This is a genomic window from Streptomyces sp. NPDC002144 (assembly GCF_053593695.1).
The window spans coordinates 488,619-506,909 of record NZ_JBSFDB010000002.1 but is presented as its reverse complement, the minus strand read 5'-3'; the positions used below and the strand labels follow the sequence as shown (position 1 = coordinate 506,909).

General features: G+C 70.9%; 18 protein-coding genes. 12 read left to right on the top strand and 6 right to left on the bottom strand.

Annotated elements, in window-relative coordinates:
- Positions 1-84 precede the first annotated feature (84 nt).
- The 6 genes from ACWCQ1_RS04830 to ACWCQ1_RS04805 all read left to right on the top strand — a co-directional run bounded on the left by ACWCQ1_RS04830 (position 85) and on the right by ACWCQ1_RS04805 (position 5,401).
- Entirely contained in the window at positions 85-897 is an 813-nt protein-coding gene (locus ACWCQ1_RS04830; RefSeq protein WP_451025857.1) for an NlpC/P60 family protein, read from the top strand.
- A gap of 300 nt (positions 898-1,197) precedes the next feature.
- A complete protein-coding gene (locus tag ACWCQ1_RS04825) occupies positions 1,198-3,186 on the top strand; it encodes a galactose-binding domain-containing protein (RefSeq protein ID WP_451025874.1) in 1,989 nt (662 codons plus the stop codon).
- A gap of 15 nt (positions 3,187-3,201) precedes the next feature.
- Positions 3,202-3,798 carry a TetR/AcrR family transcriptional regulator gene (locus ACWCQ1_RS04820; protein WP_133045092.1) on the top strand — a complete coding sequence of 199 codons (597 nt, stop codon included), beginning with the start codon at positions 3,202-3,204 and terminating at the stop codon, positions 3,796-3,798.
- Between the two features lie 70 nt (positions 3,799-3,868).
- Positions 3,869-4,231, top strand: coding sequence for an ArsR/SmtB family transcription factor (locus ACWCQ1_RS04815; protein WP_133045093.1), 363 nt, complete (start codon positions 3,869-3,871; stop codon positions 4,229-4,231).
- Positions 4,215-4,736: an SRPBCC family protein gene (locus tag ACWCQ1_RS04810; protein ID WP_133045094.1), complete on the top strand. Its 522-nt coding sequence runs from the start codon at positions 4,215-4,217 to the stop codon at positions 4,734-4,736. Before ACWCQ1_RS04815 ends, ACWCQ1_RS04810 begins: the two co-directional genes overlap by 17 nt.
- The gene (locus tag ACWCQ1_RS04805; RefSeq protein WP_358599830.1) at positions 4,736-5,401 is read left to right on the top strand and encodes a dihydrofolate reductase family protein; all 666 of its coding nucleotides are present in this window, start codon (positions 4,736-4,738) and stop codon (positions 5,399-5,401) included. The genes ACWCQ1_RS04810 and ACWCQ1_RS04805 overlap by 1 nt, the downstream gene beginning before the upstream one ends.
- Before the next feature lie 54 nt (positions 5,402-5,455).
- Here ACWCQ1_RS04805 and ACWCQ1_RS04800 read toward each other — a convergent pair whose 3' ends face one another.
- Positions 5,456-6,646, bottom strand: coding sequence for a CdaR family transcriptional regulator (locus ACWCQ1_RS04800; RefSeq protein WP_358599833.1), 1,191 nt, complete (start codon positions 6,644-6,646; stop codon positions 5,456-5,458).
- Positions 6,647-6,848: 202 nt separating this feature from the next.
- On the opposite strand from ACWCQ1_RS04800, the gene ACWCQ1_RS04795 reads away from it, so the two are divergent.
- From ACWCQ1_RS04795 to ACWCQ1_RS04775, 5 genes are all read left to right on the top strand, one after another.
- Positions 6,849-7,787 (top strand): substrate-binding periplasmic protein, encoded by a 939-nt coding sequence (locus ACWCQ1_RS04795; RefSeq protein ID WP_451025856.1) that lies wholly within the window; start codon positions 6,849-6,851, stop codon positions 7,785-7,787.
- Positions 7,788-7,797: 10 nt separating this feature from the next.
- Positions 7,798-8,565, top strand: a complete 768-nt coding sequence (locus ACWCQ1_RS04790) for an amino acid ABC transporter permease (protein ID WP_358599839.1) — start codon at positions 7,798-7,800, stop codon at positions 8,563-8,565.
- A complete protein-coding gene (locus ACWCQ1_RS04785) occupies positions 8,562-9,356 on the top strand; it encodes an amino acid ABC transporter ATP-binding protein (RefSeq protein WP_133045099.1) in 795 nt (264 codons plus the stop codon). The genes ACWCQ1_RS04790 and ACWCQ1_RS04785 overlap by 4 nt, the downstream gene beginning before the upstream one ends.
- Complete coding sequence (locus ACWCQ1_RS04780) at positions 9,353-10,633, top strand: NAD(P)/FAD-dependent oxidoreductase (RefSeq protein WP_133045100.1); 1,281 nt, start codon at positions 9,353-9,355, stop codon at positions 10,631-10,633. The genes ACWCQ1_RS04785 and ACWCQ1_RS04780 overlap by 4 nt, the downstream gene beginning before the upstream one ends.
- Positions 10,634-10,723: 90 nt before the next feature.
- Positions 10,724-11,644, top strand: coding sequence for a DUF6807 domain-containing protein (locus tag ACWCQ1_RS04775; protein ID WP_451025855.1), 921 nt, complete (start codon positions 10,724-10,726; stop codon positions 11,642-11,644).
- Between the two features lie 123 nt (positions 11,645-11,767).
- On the opposite strand, the gene ACWCQ1_RS04770 is transcribed toward ACWCQ1_RS04775, so the two are convergent.
- The 4 genes from ACWCQ1_RS04770 to ACWCQ1_RS04755 all read right to left on the bottom strand — a co-directional run bounded on the left by ACWCQ1_RS04770 (position 11,768) and on the right by ACWCQ1_RS04755 (position 16,223).
- Positions 11,768-14,050 (bottom strand): glycosyl hydrolase family 95 catalytic domain-containing protein, encoded by a 2,283-nt coding sequence (locus ACWCQ1_RS04770; RefSeq protein WP_133045102.1) that lies wholly within the window; start codon positions 14,048-14,050, stop codon positions 11,768-11,770.
- Positions 14,051-14,247: 197 nt separating this feature from the next.
- Positions 14,248-15,054: an SAM-dependent methyltransferase gene (locus tag ACWCQ1_RS04765; protein ID WP_451025854.1), complete on the bottom strand. Its 807-nt coding sequence runs from the start codon at positions 15,052-15,054 to the stop codon at positions 14,248-14,250.
- A 33-nt stretch (positions 15,055-15,087) separates the two neighbouring features.
- A complete protein-coding gene (locus ACWCQ1_RS04760; RefSeq protein WP_133045104.1) occupies positions 15,088-15,348 on the bottom strand; it encodes a DUF397 domain-containing protein in 261 nt (86 codons plus the stop codon).
- The gene (locus ACWCQ1_RS04755; protein WP_451025853.1) at positions 15,345-16,223 is read right to left on the bottom strand and encodes a helix-turn-helix domain-containing protein; all 879 of its coding nucleotides are present in this window, start codon (positions 16,221-16,223) and stop codon (positions 15,345-15,347) included. The genes ACWCQ1_RS04760 and ACWCQ1_RS04755 overlap by 4 nt, the downstream gene beginning before the upstream one ends.
- A 233-nt stretch (positions 16,224-16,456) precedes the next feature.
- Between ACWCQ1_RS04755 and ACWCQ1_RS04750 the strand changes: the two genes are divergently transcribed.
- The gene (locus ACWCQ1_RS04750) at positions 16,457-16,897 is read left to right on the top strand and encodes an ATP-binding protein (RefSeq protein WP_208786152.1); all 441 of its coding nucleotides are present in this window, start codon (positions 16,457-16,459) and stop codon (positions 16,895-16,897) included.
- A 66-nt stretch (positions 16,898-16,963) separates the two neighbouring features.
- Here the strand turns inward: ACWCQ1_RS04750 and ACWCQ1_RS04745 are convergent, their stop codons facing one another.
- On the bottom strand, positions 16,964-18,250 hold the full coding sequence (locus ACWCQ1_RS04745) for a PP2C family protein-serine/threonine phosphatase (protein ID WP_451025852.1): 1,287 nt from the start codon (positions 18,248-18,250) through the stop codon (positions 16,964-16,966).
- Between the last annotated feature and the right edge of the window lie 41 nt (positions 18,251-18,291).

Genomic DNA, 18,291 nt, shown 5'->3' with positions numbered 1-18,291 from the left:
CCGCGCATCACAGAAAACATCACAGAAAACGGGGGTCCCGGCATGCTCCGGCGGACCGGAATCATCACCACACTCATCGGGCTGATGGCCCTTCTCCTCTGGGCGCCCGCGGCCGTCGCCGCGACGCCTGCCGCCCCGGCGGCGAGCGGCTGCGGGGTCCTCGCGTCCGGCGGCTCCGCGGCCGCCGAGCGCGCGATCGCCGCCGCCTGTGCCCAGGTCGACGCGGGCACCTGGTACACCTGGGGCGGCGGCCACGGCGCCCGGCCCGGCGCCACCTACGGCCAGGTGGATCCCACCGACCCGGCCAGCCAGCACGACCCCGAGCGGCTCGGCTTCGACTGCTCGGGCCTGGTCCGGTACGCCTACGCGCAGGCCGCCGGCTCCGACATCCTGAACGGCGACGCCAGCCGGCAGTACTACACGGTCCGCGCCGCCGCCCGCTTCACCGCGGCCCAGGGCATCGCACCGCTGCTCCCCGGCGATCTGCTGGCCTACGGGACCTCGGCGGACCTCCACCACATCGCGATCTACCTCGGCGCGGGCAAGATGGTCGAGGCGAAGCAGTCCGGCACGCATCTGATGGTCAGTGACGTCCGCCTGGGCGGCGACTACTTCGGGGCCGTCCGCGTCAACACCGGGGCGGTCACCGGGCATGTCTTCGAGACCTGGGGCACGGGCGTCTGGACGAAGACGGCGCCCTCCGTCGGCGCGGACCGTGTCTACGCCTTCCCGGACTCCACCACCATCCGCGTCGAGTGCCAGAAGCACGCGGAGGTCGTCACCTCCGACGGTTACACCAACGACGCCTGGGCCTACCTGCCCGACTACAAGGCGTGGATGACGAACATCTACATCAAGGGCCCGGCCTGGCTGGACGGCGTGCCCACCTGCCCCTGAGAACTCCCGCACCGGGCTCCCTCACTCGCCGCGATCCGCCGGCGGGCGGGGGAGCCCGGCCGTGCGTGTCCCCACCGGTCGGGCGTCACCCGCCATCAGGTCAAGCGTCCCGGACCCTTGACTCGGAACGCGGCCCTCGCGATCCTCGTCGCATATCTTGTGCCGGTCATGACAAACCCAAGGGTTCGTCAACCGCGCCATTCCGCCGACCGAGGGACGTGGGCCGTGACGCCGACTCCACGCACGTACCGCCGCCGCAGGAACGTCACCCTGGTGTCGCTGCTCCTGCTGGTACTGACCATGGCGCTCGGGCCGACGCCGAGTTCGGCGGCCGGTGACGAGTGGTGGATCCCCACCGCCCGCCCGACGCCGGACTCCCGGATCGACGTCACCGGCGAGCCCTTCACGGGCACCAACTCGGCAGGTGAGGTACGGGGGTTCATCGACGCGCACGACCACCTCTTCTCCAACGAGGCCTTCGGCGGGCGGCTGATCTGCGGCAAGGTCTTCTCCGAGGCGGGCGTCGCCGACGCCCTCAAGGACTGCCCCGAGCACTACCCCGACGGCACGCTCGCGGTCTTCGACTACATCACCCACGGCGGCGACGGCCGGCACGACCCGGTCGGCTGGCCCACCTTCAAGGACTGGCCCGCCTACGACTCGATGACCCACCAGGCCAACTACTACGCCTGGGTCGAGCGGGCCTGGCGCGGCGGCCAGCGGATCCTCGTCAACGACCTCGTCACCAACGGCGTGATCTGCTCGGTGTACTTCTTCAAGGACCGCAGCTGCGACGAGATGACCTCGATCCGGCTCCAGGCGAAGCTGACCTACGAACTCCAGGCGTACATCGACAAGATGTACGGCGGCACCGGCAAGGGCTGGTTCCGGATCGTCACCGACAGCGCGCAGGCCCGGCAGGTCATCGAGCAGGGGAAGCTGGCCGTCGTCCTGGGTGTCGAGACGTCGGAACCCTTCGGCTGCAAGCAGATCCTGGACATCCCGCAGTGCAGCAGGGCCGACATCGACAAGGGCCTCGACGAGCTGTACTCGCTGGGCGTGCGCTCGATGTTCCTGTGCCACAAGTTCGACAACGCGCTGTGCGGCGTCCGCTTCGACGAGGGCGGGCTCGGAACGGCCATCAACGTCGGGCAGTTCCTGTCGACCGGCACCTTCTGGAAGACGGAGGAATGCACCGGCCCCCAGCACGACAACCCCATCAACGGCGCCTCCCCCTCGGCCGCCGAGGAGGACCTCCCGGCCGGAGTGAGCGTCCCGTCGTACAGCGGTGACGCCCAGTGCAACACCCGCGGCCTCACCGACCTCGGCGAGTACGCCGTACGCGGCATGATGAAACGCAAGATGATGCTGGAGATCGACCACATGAGCGTCAAGGCCGTCGGCCGCGCGCTCGACATCTTCGAGGCCGGCTCCTACCCCGGAGTGCTCTCCTCGCACAGCTGGATGGACCTGAACTGGACCGAACGCGTGTACAGGCTCGGGGGTTTCGCCGCCCAGTACATGCACGGATCGCAGGACTTCGTGGCGGAGGCCGCCCGCACCAAGGCGCTGCGCGACAAGTACGGGGTCGGCTACGGCTACGGCACCGACTTCAACGGCGTCGGCTCACATCCCGCCCCGCGCGGCGCCGACGCCCCGGACAAGGTGACGTACCCCTTCAGGAGCACCGACGGAGGCTCCGTCATCGACCGGCAGGTCACCGGCGAACGCACCTGGGACATCAACACCGACGGCGGCGCCCACGCCGGTCTGATCCCCGACTGGATCGAGGACATCCGCAAGGTCGGCGGTCAGGACGTCGTGAGCGACCTCTTCCGGGGCGCCGAGTCCTACCTCGACACCTGGGGCGCGACCGAGCGGCACCAGGCCTCGGCGAATCTCGCCGACGGGGCCTCCGCGACGGCCAGTTCGGCGGAGTGGAACCCCTTCACGAGCTACGCCCCGGACCGGGCCGTGGACGGCACCCGCGACACGCGCTGGGCCAGCGACTGGAGCGACGACCAGTGGCTGCGCATCGATCTGGGCTCCACCCACCGGGTGGGGCGGGTCACGCTCGACTGGGAGCGGGCCTACGGCAAGGCGTACCGCATCGACCTCTCCACCGACGGCACCGACTGGCAGACGGTGTGGTCCACTTCCTCCGGTGACGGCGGACTGGACACCGCCGTGTTCGCCGGGACACCGGCGCGCTACGTTCGCGTGCAGGGCCTCCAGCGGGGCACCGACTGGGGATACTCGCTGTACGAGGTCGGTGTTCACAGCGCCTGAGGCGGGAGTTCACGCATGGCACGGATGCCGTCGGCCGAGCGGCGCCGGCAGCTGACGGAGGCGGCGATCAGGGCGATGGCCCGCGACGGAGTCGCGAAGACGACGACCCGGTCCATCGCCGCCGAGGCCGGCGTGTCGCTGAGCGTCTTCCACTACTGCTTCGACTCCAAGCAGGCCCTGGTGGAGTCCGTCATCACCACGCTCACCGACCACTCGGTGAGCGTGGTGACGCAGGCACTGCGTCCCCGGGCCACCCTCGAGGACACCGTCCGGGCCGGCTTCCAGGCGTACTGGGACCACGTCCGCGCCCATCCCGACGAGCACATGCTCACCTACGAACTCACCCAGTACGCCCTGCGTGAGCCGGGGTTCGAGCACCTGGCCCGCCGCCAGTACGAGCTGTACGGCATCGCCTACACCGACCTGATCCAGCGCCTGAGCCAGGGCAGGGACCTCCGGCTCCGCGTCCCCGCCACCGCCCTGGCCCGCTACCTCGCCGCCATGACCGACGGCCTGACCCTCAACTACCTGGTCCTCGGAGACGAGTCGGCCTGGGCGGACATCCTCGACACGGTGATCACCCATGTCGCGGGACTGGTGCGAGCCGACTAGGGACACTCTGCGGGGCAATGTGCAGCCGTTGCCGCGTTGACGCATGCCGATATAGGCATATGATGGCCTCATGGCACGAGCGGCGACGACCTCGGACGCGTTCAACGCGATCGCCGAACCGCAGCGGCGGGAGATCCTGGTACTGCTGCGGGGCGGCGAGCGGCCCGTGACCGACCTGGCGCGGGACCTGGGGATGACCCAGCCGCAGGCGTCGAAGCACCTGCGGGTCCTCCGGGAGGTCGGGCTCGTGCGGGTCCGCGGGATGGGCAAGCAGCGGCTGTACGGGCTGGACGCCCGCGGGCTGCGGCCGGTCCACGAGTGGGTGGGCGGATTCGAGCGGTTCTGGAACGAGAGCTTCGACCGGCTGGACGAGTACGTGCAGGAGTTGAAGCAGGCAAGGCAGGAGGAACCCCACGATGACGACGACCAGTAGCGGCGGCGAGCCCGCGCCCACGACCGCGGACCGCGAAATCGTGATCTCCCGGGTGATCGACGCACCCCGGGAGCTGGTGTTCGAGGCGTTCACGCTGGTCCGGCACCTGTCGCGATGGTGGGGGCCGGAGGGCTTCACCACCACGACGCGGACCTTCGAGTTCCGCGTCGGCGGAGTCTGGGACTTCGTGATGCACGGGCCGGACGGAACCGACTACCAGGAGTGGATCACCTGGCGGGAGATCGCCGCGCCGGAGCGGATCGCGCTGCTGCACGGCGAGTCCCGCGACGATCCGAACGCCTTCGAGTCGGTCCTGACCTTCGCGCCGGCCGGCGGGCGGACCCGGATCGTGATGCGCACGGTCTTCCCCACCAGGGAACTGCGCGACGAGGCCGTGGAGAAGTACCACGCGATCGAGGGCGGCGAGCAGACGCTGGGCAACCTGGCGGCCTACGTCGCCGAACTCACCGGGAACGAGACGGCACCGAGGGGAGCGGAGGGCTGATGGCCGGGAAGGTGTTCTTCAGTGTGACGATGTCACTGGACGGCTTCGTGGCGCCCGAGGCGGTGCCCGTCCGGTACGTGTTCTCGCCCGAAGGCCAGAACGACCCGAGGACCCGGCGCTGGTTGGCGCAGTGGTCGGAGCTGCAGGCGTGGCTGTTCCCGCAGCGGTGGTTCAGGGAGAACCTCAAACTCGGCGAGGGCGGCGAGGAGGGCGTCGACAACGACATCGCCCGGGCGACGTACGAGCGCACCGGTGCGAGCGTCATGGGCAAGCGCATGTTCGACGGCGGCGAGCTGGCCTGGCCGGAGGAGGCGCCGTTCCACACTCCGGTGTTCGTCGTCACCCACACCGGGCGTGAGCCCTGGGAGCGGCCGGGCGGGACGACCTTCCACTTCGTCAACGACGGCATCGACAGCGCCCTGCTCCAGGCCCGCGAGGCCGCCGGCGACCGGGACGTGCGCATCGCGGGGGGCGCCGAGACGATCCAGCAGTACCTGAACAGCGGCCTGGTCGACGAGTTCTCGATCACGCTGGCCCCCGTCCTGTTCGGCACCGGCATCCGCCTGTTCGACCACGTGGACCCCGACCATCTGGCCCTGCGGCAGACCCGCACGGACGCCTCGTCCCGGGTGACCCACCTGACGTACACCGTCGAGAAGCGGTAGCCGGCATCCGGCAGCGCCCGCGCCGCCGGTTGACGCGTCAGGGACGAGGCTCCGTCAGCGGGCCTCCTCGCCGCCCGCCAACTGGTCCGCGAGACAGGCCAGATACAGGGCCATGGTGGTGCGGTGCTCCCGTAGCGGGCGGCCGGTGATCTGCTCGATCTTGTGCATGCGGTAGACGACCGTGTTGCGGTGGATGTGCAGGGCCGCCGAGGCCCGCACGAGGTTGAAGCCGCTCTCGCACCACGCGGTGATCGTGTCCCGCAGCGCCGGCCAGTCCGGCTGGGCGCGCAGATCGGCCGTGGTCAGATCGAGCAGACGTCCGCGCGCGGGCTGGCCGACGGCGGCCAGGAGCTGATGGACGCGCAGGTCGCTGATGGCATGGACCCGGGAGCCGTCCGCGAGCCGGGAACCCAGGCGCAGCGCGTCACAGGCGTCCTGGTAGGAGTCGTGCAGTCCGCCGACGGAGGCCGCGGGCTCGCCGATGCCGGCGCGGGCGGTCAGCCCGTCCTGGGCGGCGATCACATCGGTGACCCGGCGACAGGCGGCCAGCAGGTCGGCCGCCGGGCTCCGGTCGGTGAGCCGGTGCAACACGCCGATCCATCCGGGAGTCGTGGAGGCCACGACGTCCTGCGGGTCGGCGAAGACCTCGCGGACCGTGCGCAGCAGTTCCGAGCGGATCAGCGCCATGTCCTGGGTCGGCGTACGGTGCCGGCGGGCCGTCGTGCTGGGCACGCCCACCTCGATGGCCACCGCGACCCGTGGCAGGCGCAGGTCGAAGCCGAGTTCGGCGGCGCGGAACATCAGGAACTCGCCCTCGACGACCTGCGGGTCGTACGAGGCGATGTCGGCCAGCAGCTTCTCCGCGGCCCGCTCGGCCAGCAGCCGGGAGCGGAGCATCACCGACTCGCGCAGCAGGATCTCCGTCTGGCGCTTGACCAGCAGACCGAAGCGGCGCACCTGGCCGGGGGTCCCGGTGATGCCGACCGTGCCCACCGCCCGCCCGCCGGCGACCAGGGGCAGTGTGCAGCCGGGCCGCACCCCGCGCAGCCGCTGGGCCTCGGCGGCGCTGTGGGTGGCGGGTTCCTGGGTGCGTACGACCTCGACGGACGCCTCGTGGAAGGTGCCCACCCGGCTGGTGTCACCACTGCCGATGACCATGCCGTCCGAGTCGGTGATCAGCACGTTGAAGCCGATCACGGCGGAGGTGTCCGCGGCGATCTCCTGGGCGAGTGACGGGCTCAGCACGGTGGTCCTCCCGCCGACGGGCCGGTTCCGCTTTGGCCGCACCGTACAGGGGAGGGGGCGATTTCGGCCACAACCTCGTACGGAGTGACCGATGACGCGTGCCTGCGCGATCCCTAGCGTATGGCCCCAATCAGAACCCCGCCGAGGGCACAGCGCGGTGAACGGCGGGTCCCTTCAGCGCCCAGACGGAAGGCCCGAGCCGATGATCCGTGCGCGTTCCCGTTCCCTCATATCCGCCCTCCTGACCGTGGCGTTGCTCTCGACGGTGGCCGCGTGCGGCTCCGGCGGTGGCGACGACCCCAAGAACGTCTCGGCGAAGACCGCCGCCCTCGGCACCCTCACACCCGGGGTCATCAAGGTCGCCGTCGAGCCCTACGCCCCGTACACCACGGTCCGGGCCGGCAAGATCGTCGGCCTGGACGGTGACATCCTCACCGCCGTCGCCAAGAAGCTCGGTCTGCGGATCAAGCCGCAGGTCACCGACTTCGCCGGGATGCTGGCCGGGGTGCAGTCCCGCCGGGTGGACATCACCGTCGGCGGTGTCGCCTGGTCCGCCGAGCGGCAGAAGCAGGGCCTGTTCACCGACCCGCCCTACTACTCGCCCCCGGCGATGGCGGTGCGCGACGGCAGGACGTACAAGACGGTCGACGACCTCAAGGGCCTGAACCTGGGCACCGTCGAGGGCTACGTCTGGGTCAAGTCCATCCAGTCCGTGCCCGGCGCCAAGCTGCACGCCTACCCGGACGCCAACGGCGTCTTCGACGACCTCGGCGCCGGCCGCATCGACGTCGGCTTCCTCGACCCGCTGCTCATCATCGCGGCGCAGAAGCAGCGCCCCGACCTGAAGATCAGCACTGAGTACCTGACCCCGCCGACCGCCGCCGAGGTCAAGGCCAAGCCCGCCTACCAGTACTTCCAGCCCTACCAGACCGGCTTCTACCTCCCCAAGCAGGCGGGGAAGCTGGAGAAGGCGATCTCCGCACAGATCGACGCCATGTACACCGACGGGGAGCTGGCCGAGCTCGTGCGGAAGTACGGCGGCGACCCCGAGCAGTTCCTCAAGCCCGCCGCCGATGTCGCCACCGCACGCCGTGGCGTGGACCGGCCCGCGAACTGGACGCCGCCGTCCATCAGCAAGTGAGGGGATGACCATGTCCGGTCTCTTCCAGGTCCCCTGGTCCGACTACCGCCCCGACCTGCTCGACGCCCTCGGACGGACCGTCTCCTACACGGCGGTCAGCTTCGCCGGCGCGGTGGTGCTCGGCCTGGTGGTGGCACTGCTGCGGCTCAGCAAGCTCTGGCCCGCCCGGGCCGTCGCCGCCGTCTACACCGAGGTGTTCAAGAACGTCCCCCTCCTGGCGATCATCTTCCTGACCTACTTCGGGCTCGCCTCGGCCGGGATCCGGCTGGACGTGTTCACGGCCGGCTGTCTCAGCCTGATCGTCTTCTACGCCGCCTACCTGTCCGAGATCTTCCGGTCCGCCATCAGCGGCGTGCACGAGGGGCAGACGGAGGCCGGCGAGGCCCTGGGTCTCGGCAAGGCGGGCATCTTCGCCCACATCGTGCTGCCGCAGGCGGTACGGCAGGCGCTGCCCGGCACCAACACCATGCTGGTCGACCTGCTGAAGTCCACGTCGCTGCTCGTCACCGTCTCCGCCGCCGAGCTGATGTCGGAGGGGCGGCTGATCACCTCGGAGACCTTCCGCGCGCTGGAGGTCTACCTGGTCATCTCCGCCGTCTACTTCGCCCTGTGCTACCCGCTGTCGCAGCTCCTCCTGCTGCTGGAGCGCAAGGTCCGGGCGGGCGTCCCGCTCTCCCCGCGGCGCCGGCGCAGAGTGCGGGCCGCGCGAGCACTGCTCGCCGCCGACCTCGACCACGTCAACGACCGCGTCAGTGACCGGAAGGAGGCCGTCGTATGACCGAGCCTGTCGCCACGGCGAAGACCGTGGCCGCAGCCCCCGCCGCCGCAGTGGTCCGGATCGAGGGGCTGAGCAAGTCCTTCGACGGGCGTCTCGTCCTCGACGACGTGAGCCTGGAGGTCGACCGCGGCCGGATCGTCAGCGTCATCGGGCAGAGCGGCGGCGGCAAGACGACCCTGATGCGCTGCGTCAACCTGTTGGAACGGCCCGACCGGGGCACGGTCGAGGTGGCCGGCGAGGTGGTGCACAGCGGTGGGCGGACCGTCTGCCGGGATCTGCCCGCGCTGCGCCGTACCGTCGGCATGGTCTTCCAGAAGTTCAACCTCTTCCCGCATCTGACGGCCGTGGAGAACATCGTGCTGGCCCAGCGCAAGGCGGGCATCGCCGAGGCGGAGGCCCTGGAGCGGGCCGTCACCCTGCTGCGCCGGGTCGGTGTCGCCCACCGCGGACTCGCCCGGCCCGACCAACTCTCCGGCGGCGAACAGCAGCGCGTCGCCATCGCCCGGGCACTCGCGCTCCGGCCCGAAGTGCTGCTCTTCGACGAACCGACGTCGTCCCTGGACCCGGAGTCCACCCGCGAGGTGCTCACCGTGATGCGTGAACTGGCGGCGGACGGGATGACGATGCTGCTGGTGACGCATGAACTGCCCTTCGCCCGTGAGGTGTCCGACCATGTCGTCTTCGTCGACGGCGGCCGGATCGTGGAGGAGGGCCGGCCCCAGGACGTCCTCGACCGGCCGGCCGAGCGCCGGACCCGGGAGTTCCTCGCCGCGTACGGGTCCGCGTCATGAGTGCTCCCCTGGTGGTGGTCGGTGGCGGGGTCGTGGGGCTGTGCGCCGCGTACTACCTGGCCCGAGAGGGCATGTCGGTCGAGGTCGTCGAGCGACGCGCCATCGGTTCCGGTGCCTCGCGCGGCAACGCCGGCTGGGTCTGCCTGAGCCATTCGACGCCGGTGCCCGCTCCGGGTGTCGTGCGGTACGCCCTGCGCTCCCTGGGCCGCCCGGACTCGCCCCTGTATGTGCGGCCGCTGCCCGATCCGGCGTTCGCGCGCTGGCTGTGGCGGTTCTGGCGCAGCAGCACACCGGCCGCCTTCCGGCGCGGTTACACGGCGATCGCCGAGCTGAACCGCGACACCTTCGATCTCTTCGACGGCCTGCGCGCGGCGGGCGTCGGGACCACCCTGACCCGCCCGGGCATGGTGCACGCGTTCCTGTCACCGACCGAGGCCCGTCATCACCTCGCGCTCCAGCGGGAGATGGCCGACGGGCGCTATCCGCTGCCGGACGACGTCGTCACCGGCGAGGAGGCCCGGCTGCTCGACGAAGCGTTGTCCCCGCAGGTGCGCGCGGCCTATTTGGTGGAGGGGGAGGGCGTGGTCGACCCCGAGGCCTTCGCGCGCGGGCTCGCCGAGGCGCTCGGCGCGCTGGGGGTCAAGGTGCACGAGAACACCGGGGTCACCGGGTTCCGTACGGCGGCGGGGCGGGTCACCGCCGTGTCGACCACCACGGGCGAACTTCCCTGCTCCGGCGTCGTCATCGCGGCCGGCATGCGCTCGGCCGGTCTGCTCCGCGCCCTCGGCCGGCCCCTGCCGCTGCAGGCCGGCAAGGGCTACAGCTTCTCCGTCGACCTCGACCCGGCCCCCCGGCACACCCTCTACTTCGGCGAGCGCCGGGCCGTCGCCTCGCCCATCGGCTCGACCACGCGCATCGGAGGCACGATGGAGCTGAGCGGCAACAACAACCGGCTGGACTGGCGCCGTGTGGTCGCCGTCGCCCTCGCCAGCAGGCACTACCTGGGGAAGTGGTTCGAGGACCCCGACGACCTGGTCGGCCAGATCCGCGATCCCTGGGTCGGCGGACGGCCCTTCCTGCCCGACGGACTGCCCGTCGTCGACCGGCTGCCGGGCTACCACAACGCCTTCGCGGCCACCGGCCACGGCATGCTCGGCATCACCCTGGGCCCGGTCACCGGCCACCGGCTGACCGAGTACGTCCGCACCGGCCACCGCCCGGAGGTCCTGGCACCGTTCCGCTTCGACCGGTCGATCACCGCACAGGGGTTGTCCTGACATTCACCGCGCGCCTAGGGTCGCCCAGGACACAAGCGCTTTCTGTGCTGCTGCGGAGGCATGCACGGAGACCACCCCACTGGAGCGCGCATGGGCATCCGAGTCAGTCACGCGTACGGCGAGCATCTCGCGGTCGCGGCGGCGGGCGGCACCGAGATCCTCCGGTACGTCCACCGCCCCGACCCCGACCCCTTCGAATCCCCCAAACCGTACGCGCACCCCGTGCGCACCCTCGCCGGACGGACGGTGACCGGCTACCGGCCCAGTGACCACCGCTGGCACAAGGGCCTGCAGATGACGGCCAGTCATCTCTCGGGCCAGAACTTCTGGGGCGGCAACTCCTATGTGCACGGCCGGGGTTACCTGCCGCTGCCCGATCGCGTCGGCTCGATGCGCCACGACGGCTTCGCCGAGCTGACGGTCGACGACGACCGCCTCGCCTTCACCGAGGAACTCACCTGGGTCACGCGCGGCGGCGCGGGGTGGGCGCGCGAGCGGCGCGGGATCGCCGTCCACTCCGTCGACGAGGAGGCCGGCGCCTGGGCGCTGGACTGGTCGATCCATCTGACCAACACCCGTGACGACCCCCTCGTCTTCGGCTCCCCGACCACCGCCGGCCGGGAGGCGGCCGGATACACCGGCCTCGGCTGGCGCGGCCCTCGTGACTTCACGGGCGGCACGGTCTTCGGCCCCGACCTCGACGGCGAGAAGCTGAACGGCTCGCGGGGCGCCTGGCTCGCCTGCACCGCCGAGCACGACGAGGCCGACGCGCACTCCACCCTCGTCTTCGCGCACGCGCCCGAGAACCTGGACCAGAAGTCGGCGATCCACGAGTCGCACTGGTTCACACACATGGAGCCGTTCGCCATGATCGCCGTCTCCTGGGCGTACTTCGAGGAGTTCACCCTGCCGCCCGGCGAGTCCTTCGCCTACCGCTACCGCGTCCTGGTCGCCGACGGCGCCTGGGACCGCGACCGCGTGGGCGCACACCTGGCAAGTCTGCCCTGGTGACCGCGCCGATCACCGCCGCCCTGTGGGCCTGGATGCTGGTACCTCTCGCGTTCCTGGCACCGGGACCGCTCGCGCCGGCGCTCACCGCGGTGGACGTACGGCTCGCCGGCAGGACGGACGGGGCTACGGCAGCCCCCACGCGGCCCCCGGCTCGGTGACGGCCACCGGGGCGATGGTGAGGTCGGGGCGGGGGCCGGTGTGCAGGAGGACCTCGCGGCCCTTGGGCAGGTCCACGGAGACCGTGCCGGGTGCCACGACAGCGACCCGGGCGGCCCGCCCGTCGTCGAGCACGGCGGTCAGCCGACCGTCGCCCAGACCGTGCCGTATCACCAGGGGCTCGCCCGCCAGGCTGCGCACCCGCACGAACCGGGTGACCCCACCCTTGCGCACCGCGCTGACCAGGAACGCCCCCTGCGTGCGGAAGTCGTGCAGGGTGACGTCGGCCCAGGCGGACGGCACGGCCGGGAAGACCCGGACGACACCGCCCCAGCTCTGGCAGAGCATGTCGTGCAGGGACTGCGAGGCGGACAGCGGTGTCTCGATGACCGGACCGGCCTCCGTGTAGTGGGTGTTGGCCCGGCACGGGTAGCGCGTGGTCGGATCGAAGAACTTCTTCAGGTACGACAGCGCGGTGTCGCCGTTCTCCATCATCGCGTACATCGACGCGGCGCCGGTGTAGCTGTAACCGCGGTGGGCGCCGGTGAGGGCGTGCCAGCGCACCACGGACTTCTCGATCAGCTCCCGCTGCTCCGGCTGGTCCCAGTTGACCAGGTAGAGCGGGTAGACCATCAGCAGGTGGGAGTAGTGGCGGTGGGACTGCGCGTACGGGGTCTCCGCGCCGATCATGAAGCCGTTGTCGTCGACCGGATGGGGTGTGAGTCTGGTGAGGATCTCCTGCCAGCGCGCCCGGAGCGGGTCGTCGATGCCCAGCCGGTCGGTGATCTCCAGCAGGGCGGTGCAGCCCCAACGGATCAGGGAGAGGTCGTAGTTGGTGTCCCTGGGCGGGACCACCGGGTACTCCGGTGAGAGCGTGGAGGGCAGGTGCAGTCTGCCGTCGTCGCCGGGCTGGAGGAAGTGCCAGTAGTAGTTGACGGCTCTGCTGAGCAGGGGATGGATGGTGTCGCGCAGCAGCCCCTCGTCCATGGTGTGCCGGTAGCTCAGCCAGGCGTTGTGCAACGCCCAGGTCAGGTCGCCCACTTCGGCGCCCGTTCCCGGCTGCCCCACCGCGCGTTCGGCGAACATGTCGGAGCTGCGCCCGATCCCGGCGCTGTCGGAGCGGTACGCGGCGGGCACGTTGGCGGCCAGCTGCTCCTGGTTCTGGCGCAACGTGCTGACGAGGGAGTCGAGTTCGAGGTGGTTGGAGCCGTGGATGAGCCAGTACTCCAGCTGGACGTTGAGGTTCCACCACACGGCCGGCCAGGGCGTGGGCTCCAGCCAGGGGCCGGAGGTGGCCATCACGGGGCCGCCCGCGCGGCTGGCGGAGGCGACCTTGTAGAGCTGGATCCAGTGGAAGCTCTGCAGTCGCTGGTCGGGGAACGACACGAAGCTCTTGCGGTGGAAGGCGTGCCACCAGCCGGTGTGCCGGGACCGCAACGCCGTGTACGAGGGGGCCCGTTGGATCTTCTTCAGTGACAGCTCGCCGGCGCGGGTGTCCGAGGGGTGGCTGTGGGCGACGGTGAGCAGGAGGGTGTCGCCGGTGCGGCGGTGGGCCGTCGCGGTCTGACCGCCGCCCACGAGAGCCTGGAGGACCTGTTCGACGTCGCCGGTGGTCCGCGTGGTCCAGGGCGGGTTGGGGACGTATCCGGCCGGGGGTGCCTCCTGGATCTTCCGGGGGCTGACGGCCTCCTCGGGGTGGAAGGTCCAGCGGACCACCTCGTCGCCGGTCGCCTTGACGCGGGCGGCCAGGACGCCGTCGTGGATCAGGGCGGCGAGCGTGAGCGTGCCCTTGTCCGTGGTGACCGTGCCGGTCAGTTCGGCGTCCCACAGGCTCAGCCGCCAGTCGACGGCCGTGATCGTGCCCACCGGGTCCAGGGTCAGATGCCCCACGGGCAGCCTCGCCGTGCCCCATCCGCTGCCGAACTCCGGCCGGTGGTCCTGGACTTCACCGTGCTGCACGGTGAAGCGGACGCCGCCCGTGTCCGGGTCCCGGTACACCATGCTGCCCAGCCGGCCGTCCCCGAGAAACGGGCCCTCGTACCAGAGTGTGGGGAGCCTGTGCCACACCAGGTCCTGTCCGCGCAGGAAGCCGGCCCACGCTCCGTCCGAGTCCATCCGGTTGCGCAGTCTCCAACGGTCCGCCTTGCCGGAAGCCGCGTCCGGGGCCGCCGCCTCGGCCGCTCCGGGTAACGCGACGGCGGCCGCCGTGCCGCCCAGGACGGAGCCGAGGACGGTTCTTCTCGAGGTCATGACGGAGTGCCTCCTGGCCAGAGCATGTCCAGCAATCATCGGACCTATCGCTCGATGGAGCGTAGGCAGAGGCACAGGAGGCGTCAATGAGTTCAGCATGCTGAAGAGAGATCCGATGTAAGGTCCTGCGGACACAGCGAGGCCCTCCCGTCGGTGTCGTGCGGCCGACGGGAGGGCCTCGATGCGGCGGTGCGGTGCTACGGCTTGATGCCCACCCCGGTCCACAGGCTGACCTCGGCGTCCGTGGCCGTCGGCTCGCCGTCCGGACGCCAGCGGTGGCCCACGGTGACCCCGGGGTCGAGCAGTTCGAGCCCGTCGAAGAAACGCGTGACCTCGTCCTTCGAGCGGAACTGCACCGGCGTGCCGGCGCCGTTGTAGATGTCCGTGACCTTCTGCCAGGTCTCCGGGGCGAAGTCGGGCGTGCAGTGGCTCAGAGCCAGCGCGCTCCCCGAGGGGAGCACCGCCAGCAGACGGTTCACGATGCCGTACGGGTCCTGGGCGTCCGTCACGAAGTGCATCAGCGCGTTGAGCGACAGGGCCACCGGCTGCTGCAGGTCCAGTATCTCGGCCAGTTCCGGGGCGTCGATCAGCGAGTCCGGGTCGTTGACGTCGGCCTCGATGTACGTGGTGCGGCCCTCGGCCGTGCTGCGCATCAGTCGCTCGGCGTACTTCAGCACCAGCGGGTCGTTGTCGGCGTACACCACCCGGGCGTCGGGGACCACGGACTGGGCGACCTGGTGCAGGTTCGGCTCGGTGGGGACGCCGGTGCCGATGTCCAGCCACTGGCGGATGCCGTGCTCCCGGGCCAGCACGCGCGTGGCGCGGTGCATGAAGGCACGGTTCTCGCGGGCGCAGACGAAGATGCCGGGGTAGGCCGCCGCGACGGTCTCGGCCGCCTGCTTGTCGATGTCGAAGTGGTCCTTGCCACCCAGGTAGTAGTCGTACATGCGGGCGGAGTGGGGCCGGCTGGTGTCAATGTCCCGCGCCGCGGGCGAGTTGGTCATCCTGAACCTTTCAGAGGGGGGTGCGAGGGGGAGTCAGCCAGTGGTGAGATGGTCGGCGAGACCCCGTTTGACGCCCGCGACGAACGCGGCGATCTCCTCCGGGGTGTAGATCAGCGCGGGACCGGCCGGATCGGTCGACTGCCGTAGCGCCACGCGGCCGTCGGCGAGCTGCTTGGTCTCCACGCACTGGCCCCCGTTGGGGCCGCTCCAGGGAGACTCCCAGCCGTGCTCGCCGAGGTCGGCGGCGGGCATGCCGTTGTAGACGTCGCAGGCACGGTCGTCGATCGTGGTCATGAGTACTCCTTGCGCATGCGGTTCAGGAGTGCCCTGCTGTGCGCGTCGGACGTCAGCAGGGACATGCGGCTGTGCGCCTCGAGATGGGCGACGACGTCGGAGCGCTGGTCCAGGTACATGGCACCGGAGAGGACCTCGGTGTAGACGATGTCCGGAAGCTCGCGCTCCTCGAAACGGAAGTACGTGAAGGGAGCACACGCGCCGACATGGGCGCCCGCGGTGAACGGGACGACGTCGACACTGACGTGCTCCAGCTCCGAGACCTCCAGGAGCCGCTCGATCTGCTCCCGCATCACCTCGGGGCCGCCGACCACCCGGTGCAGCACGGCCTCCTCCATCACGACCCACAGCGTGGGCGCGTCGGGTCTCTCCAGCAGGCGCTGGCGGCGCAGCCTCAGATCCACGCGCCGGTCGAGTTCCTCGTCCCCTTCGTTGGGGAAGCCGCCGCTCAGCACCTCGCGCGCGTACCGACGGGTCTGCAGCAGGCCCGTCACATAGTGCGGCTCGTAGGTGCGCAGCGTCTTCGCGCCGGTCTCCAGGCTCACGTAGGCGCTGAACCAGGTGGGCACGACGTCGCGGTACGTGTGCCACCAGCCGGGCTCGTTGGCCCGCTCGGCGTACTCCACGAACTCGTCGATCTCCTGCCGGTCCGCCCCGTAGGTCTCCAGCAGCTTCTCGACGTAGAGCGGTTTGAGGGCGACCTCCGCCTTCTCCAGACGGCGGATGGTCAGGGACGTGACCCGCAGGGCCCGCGCCGCGTCGTCCAGCGACACCCCCGCGTCCTGGCGCCTTTCCTGCAGCCGCCGGCCCAGGATCATGCGCAGAACGGTGGGCGCACTGTTGGTGCCCGCCGCGCTCGAACGGCCTTCGCTCACGCCCTACCTCCTGAAGGACAGTCACCGGTGCGAGTCTGACAGTCACTTGTTGAAGCGACCAGTCGGATACCGGCTTGTTGAAATTATCAGGCAGCCGGTTGCACGTTGAACTTGGATGCGAGCATAGTGACTTGTGTGATTCGTTTCGACGATCACACGGAATCCCCCGTCCCCGTCGGCCTGTTGCACGTCTCGGCTCGCCCGACCGCGCCCGCCCCAGGAAGGCCACCACCGTGTCCCCCCACGCGACGTCCTCCCCCCAGCTGTTAGACGTAGCCGACCCCGAACGCGCGCACTGGATCGAGCTGCCCTCGCACCGCTCCAGCGTCCGGGTCGCCCGCCGCTCCCTGAACACCCGGATGACCGGCTGGCTGCTGCCGGGCGAGCTGTGCGCGGACGCCGTGCTGCTGGTGTCCGAACTCGTCACCAACGCCATCCGGCACACGCTCAGCGCGCGGATCCTGTGCGGCATCGGCATGGTCTCCGAGGGCTGCGTGCGCCTCGAGGTGCACGACCACGACTACTCGGGCCGCGGCCTGCCGCGACGCGAGCCGGGCCCCGACGACGAGGGCGGCCGCGGGCTGCTCCTGGTCGAGGAGCTGTCCGACACCTGGGGGGTCGACCGTTCCCGGCTCACCGGCGGCAACGCCGTGTGGGCGACCCTGAGGGTCTGAGGGCGCCCGGCACGGGGGTCCGGGCGTCCTCGGACGGGGGGTCAGGGACGTCGTCGGACCGGGGGGTCAGTCGAAGACGGGGGTCAGCTCGGCGAGCAGCAGGGTGCGGTCGTCCGCGCCCGTCGGGTCGGAGGGGGAGTGCAGGATGTGCCGGCACAGCGCGGGCAGCTCGTCCTCCGCACCGCCGCTGTCCGCCCGGGCCTCGGTGGCCGAGTCCAGCGTGCGCGCGAGGCGCACTATCTGGTGGTCGATGTCGCTGTCGCGGGACTCCACCAGTCCGTCGCTGTAGAGCACCAGCAGCGCCGGCTCCGGCACTTTGAGCACGGTCGCCTCGTAGTGCCCGGTGCCGAGCCCGAGGGGCAGGCCCGCACCGACCAGGGGGACCGGGACGGTGCGTCCGTCGGGTCCACGCAGCAGCGGGGGAGGGTGACCGGCGCCCACCAGGGTGCACAGGCCCCGGCGGGCGTCCCACTCGGCGTAGATGCAGGTCGCGAACGAGGCGCCCGGTGTCGCGCAGGCGAGCGCGTCGAGCCGTTGTACGAGCTCGTCCGCCGGCATGTCCAGCGCCGCCAACGTCCGCACCGCGGTGCGCAGTTGGAGCATCGCCACGGCCGACTCGGGGCCGTGCCCCATGGCGTCCCCGACGATCAGGCTGACCCGCCCGTCCGGCCGCTCGAGCACGTCGTACCAGTCACCGCCGATGACCGTGTCCGGACCGGCGGACAGCGAGCCGTGGGCGACCCGGCAGCCCTCGAACTCCTGCAGCGGTCCGGGCGGCAGGCTGTTGCGGATCGCCAGCGTGGTGCGCCGCTCGTGCTCGTAGCGGCGCGCGTTGTCGAGTGCGACGGACGCCCGGGCGGCCAGCGCCTCCACGGCCGTCACCTCCGCCGGCTGGAACGCCTCCCGCGCCGGACCCCGGGTGCAGACCACGAACCCCAGCGTGACGTCCCGCAGCCGCAGCGGGATCACCAGGAAGGACGCCACCGACAGCACGTCCCGGATCCGGGCCTCGCGGTCGCCGGAGGCGATCAGCCGGCTCGCGGTCTGGGCGTCGACGGCGTCGAGCAACTGCGTCTGCCCGGAGACCAGGGCGCGGGCGTGGGGCGTTCCGCGCGGGAAGACGATCACCTCGCCGACCGGCAGGACGGCCTCCCAGTCCTCGTGCGCGTCCGTTCCCACCCGCAGCGCCAGTCGGCGCGCCTCGATCCGGGGCGGGTCCGCGGTCAGGGACGCGCTCTCCCCTCGGCGCCAGCGCTCCAGCAGATACACCGAGGCCGCGTCGCAGAAGCCGGGCGTCAGCGCGTGCGTCACCTGGCTTCCGGTCAGCCGGAGATCGAGCTCCGTACCGATCACGTCTGCGGCGGGCGAGAAGACCGACCGGCGGAGCGAGGGCT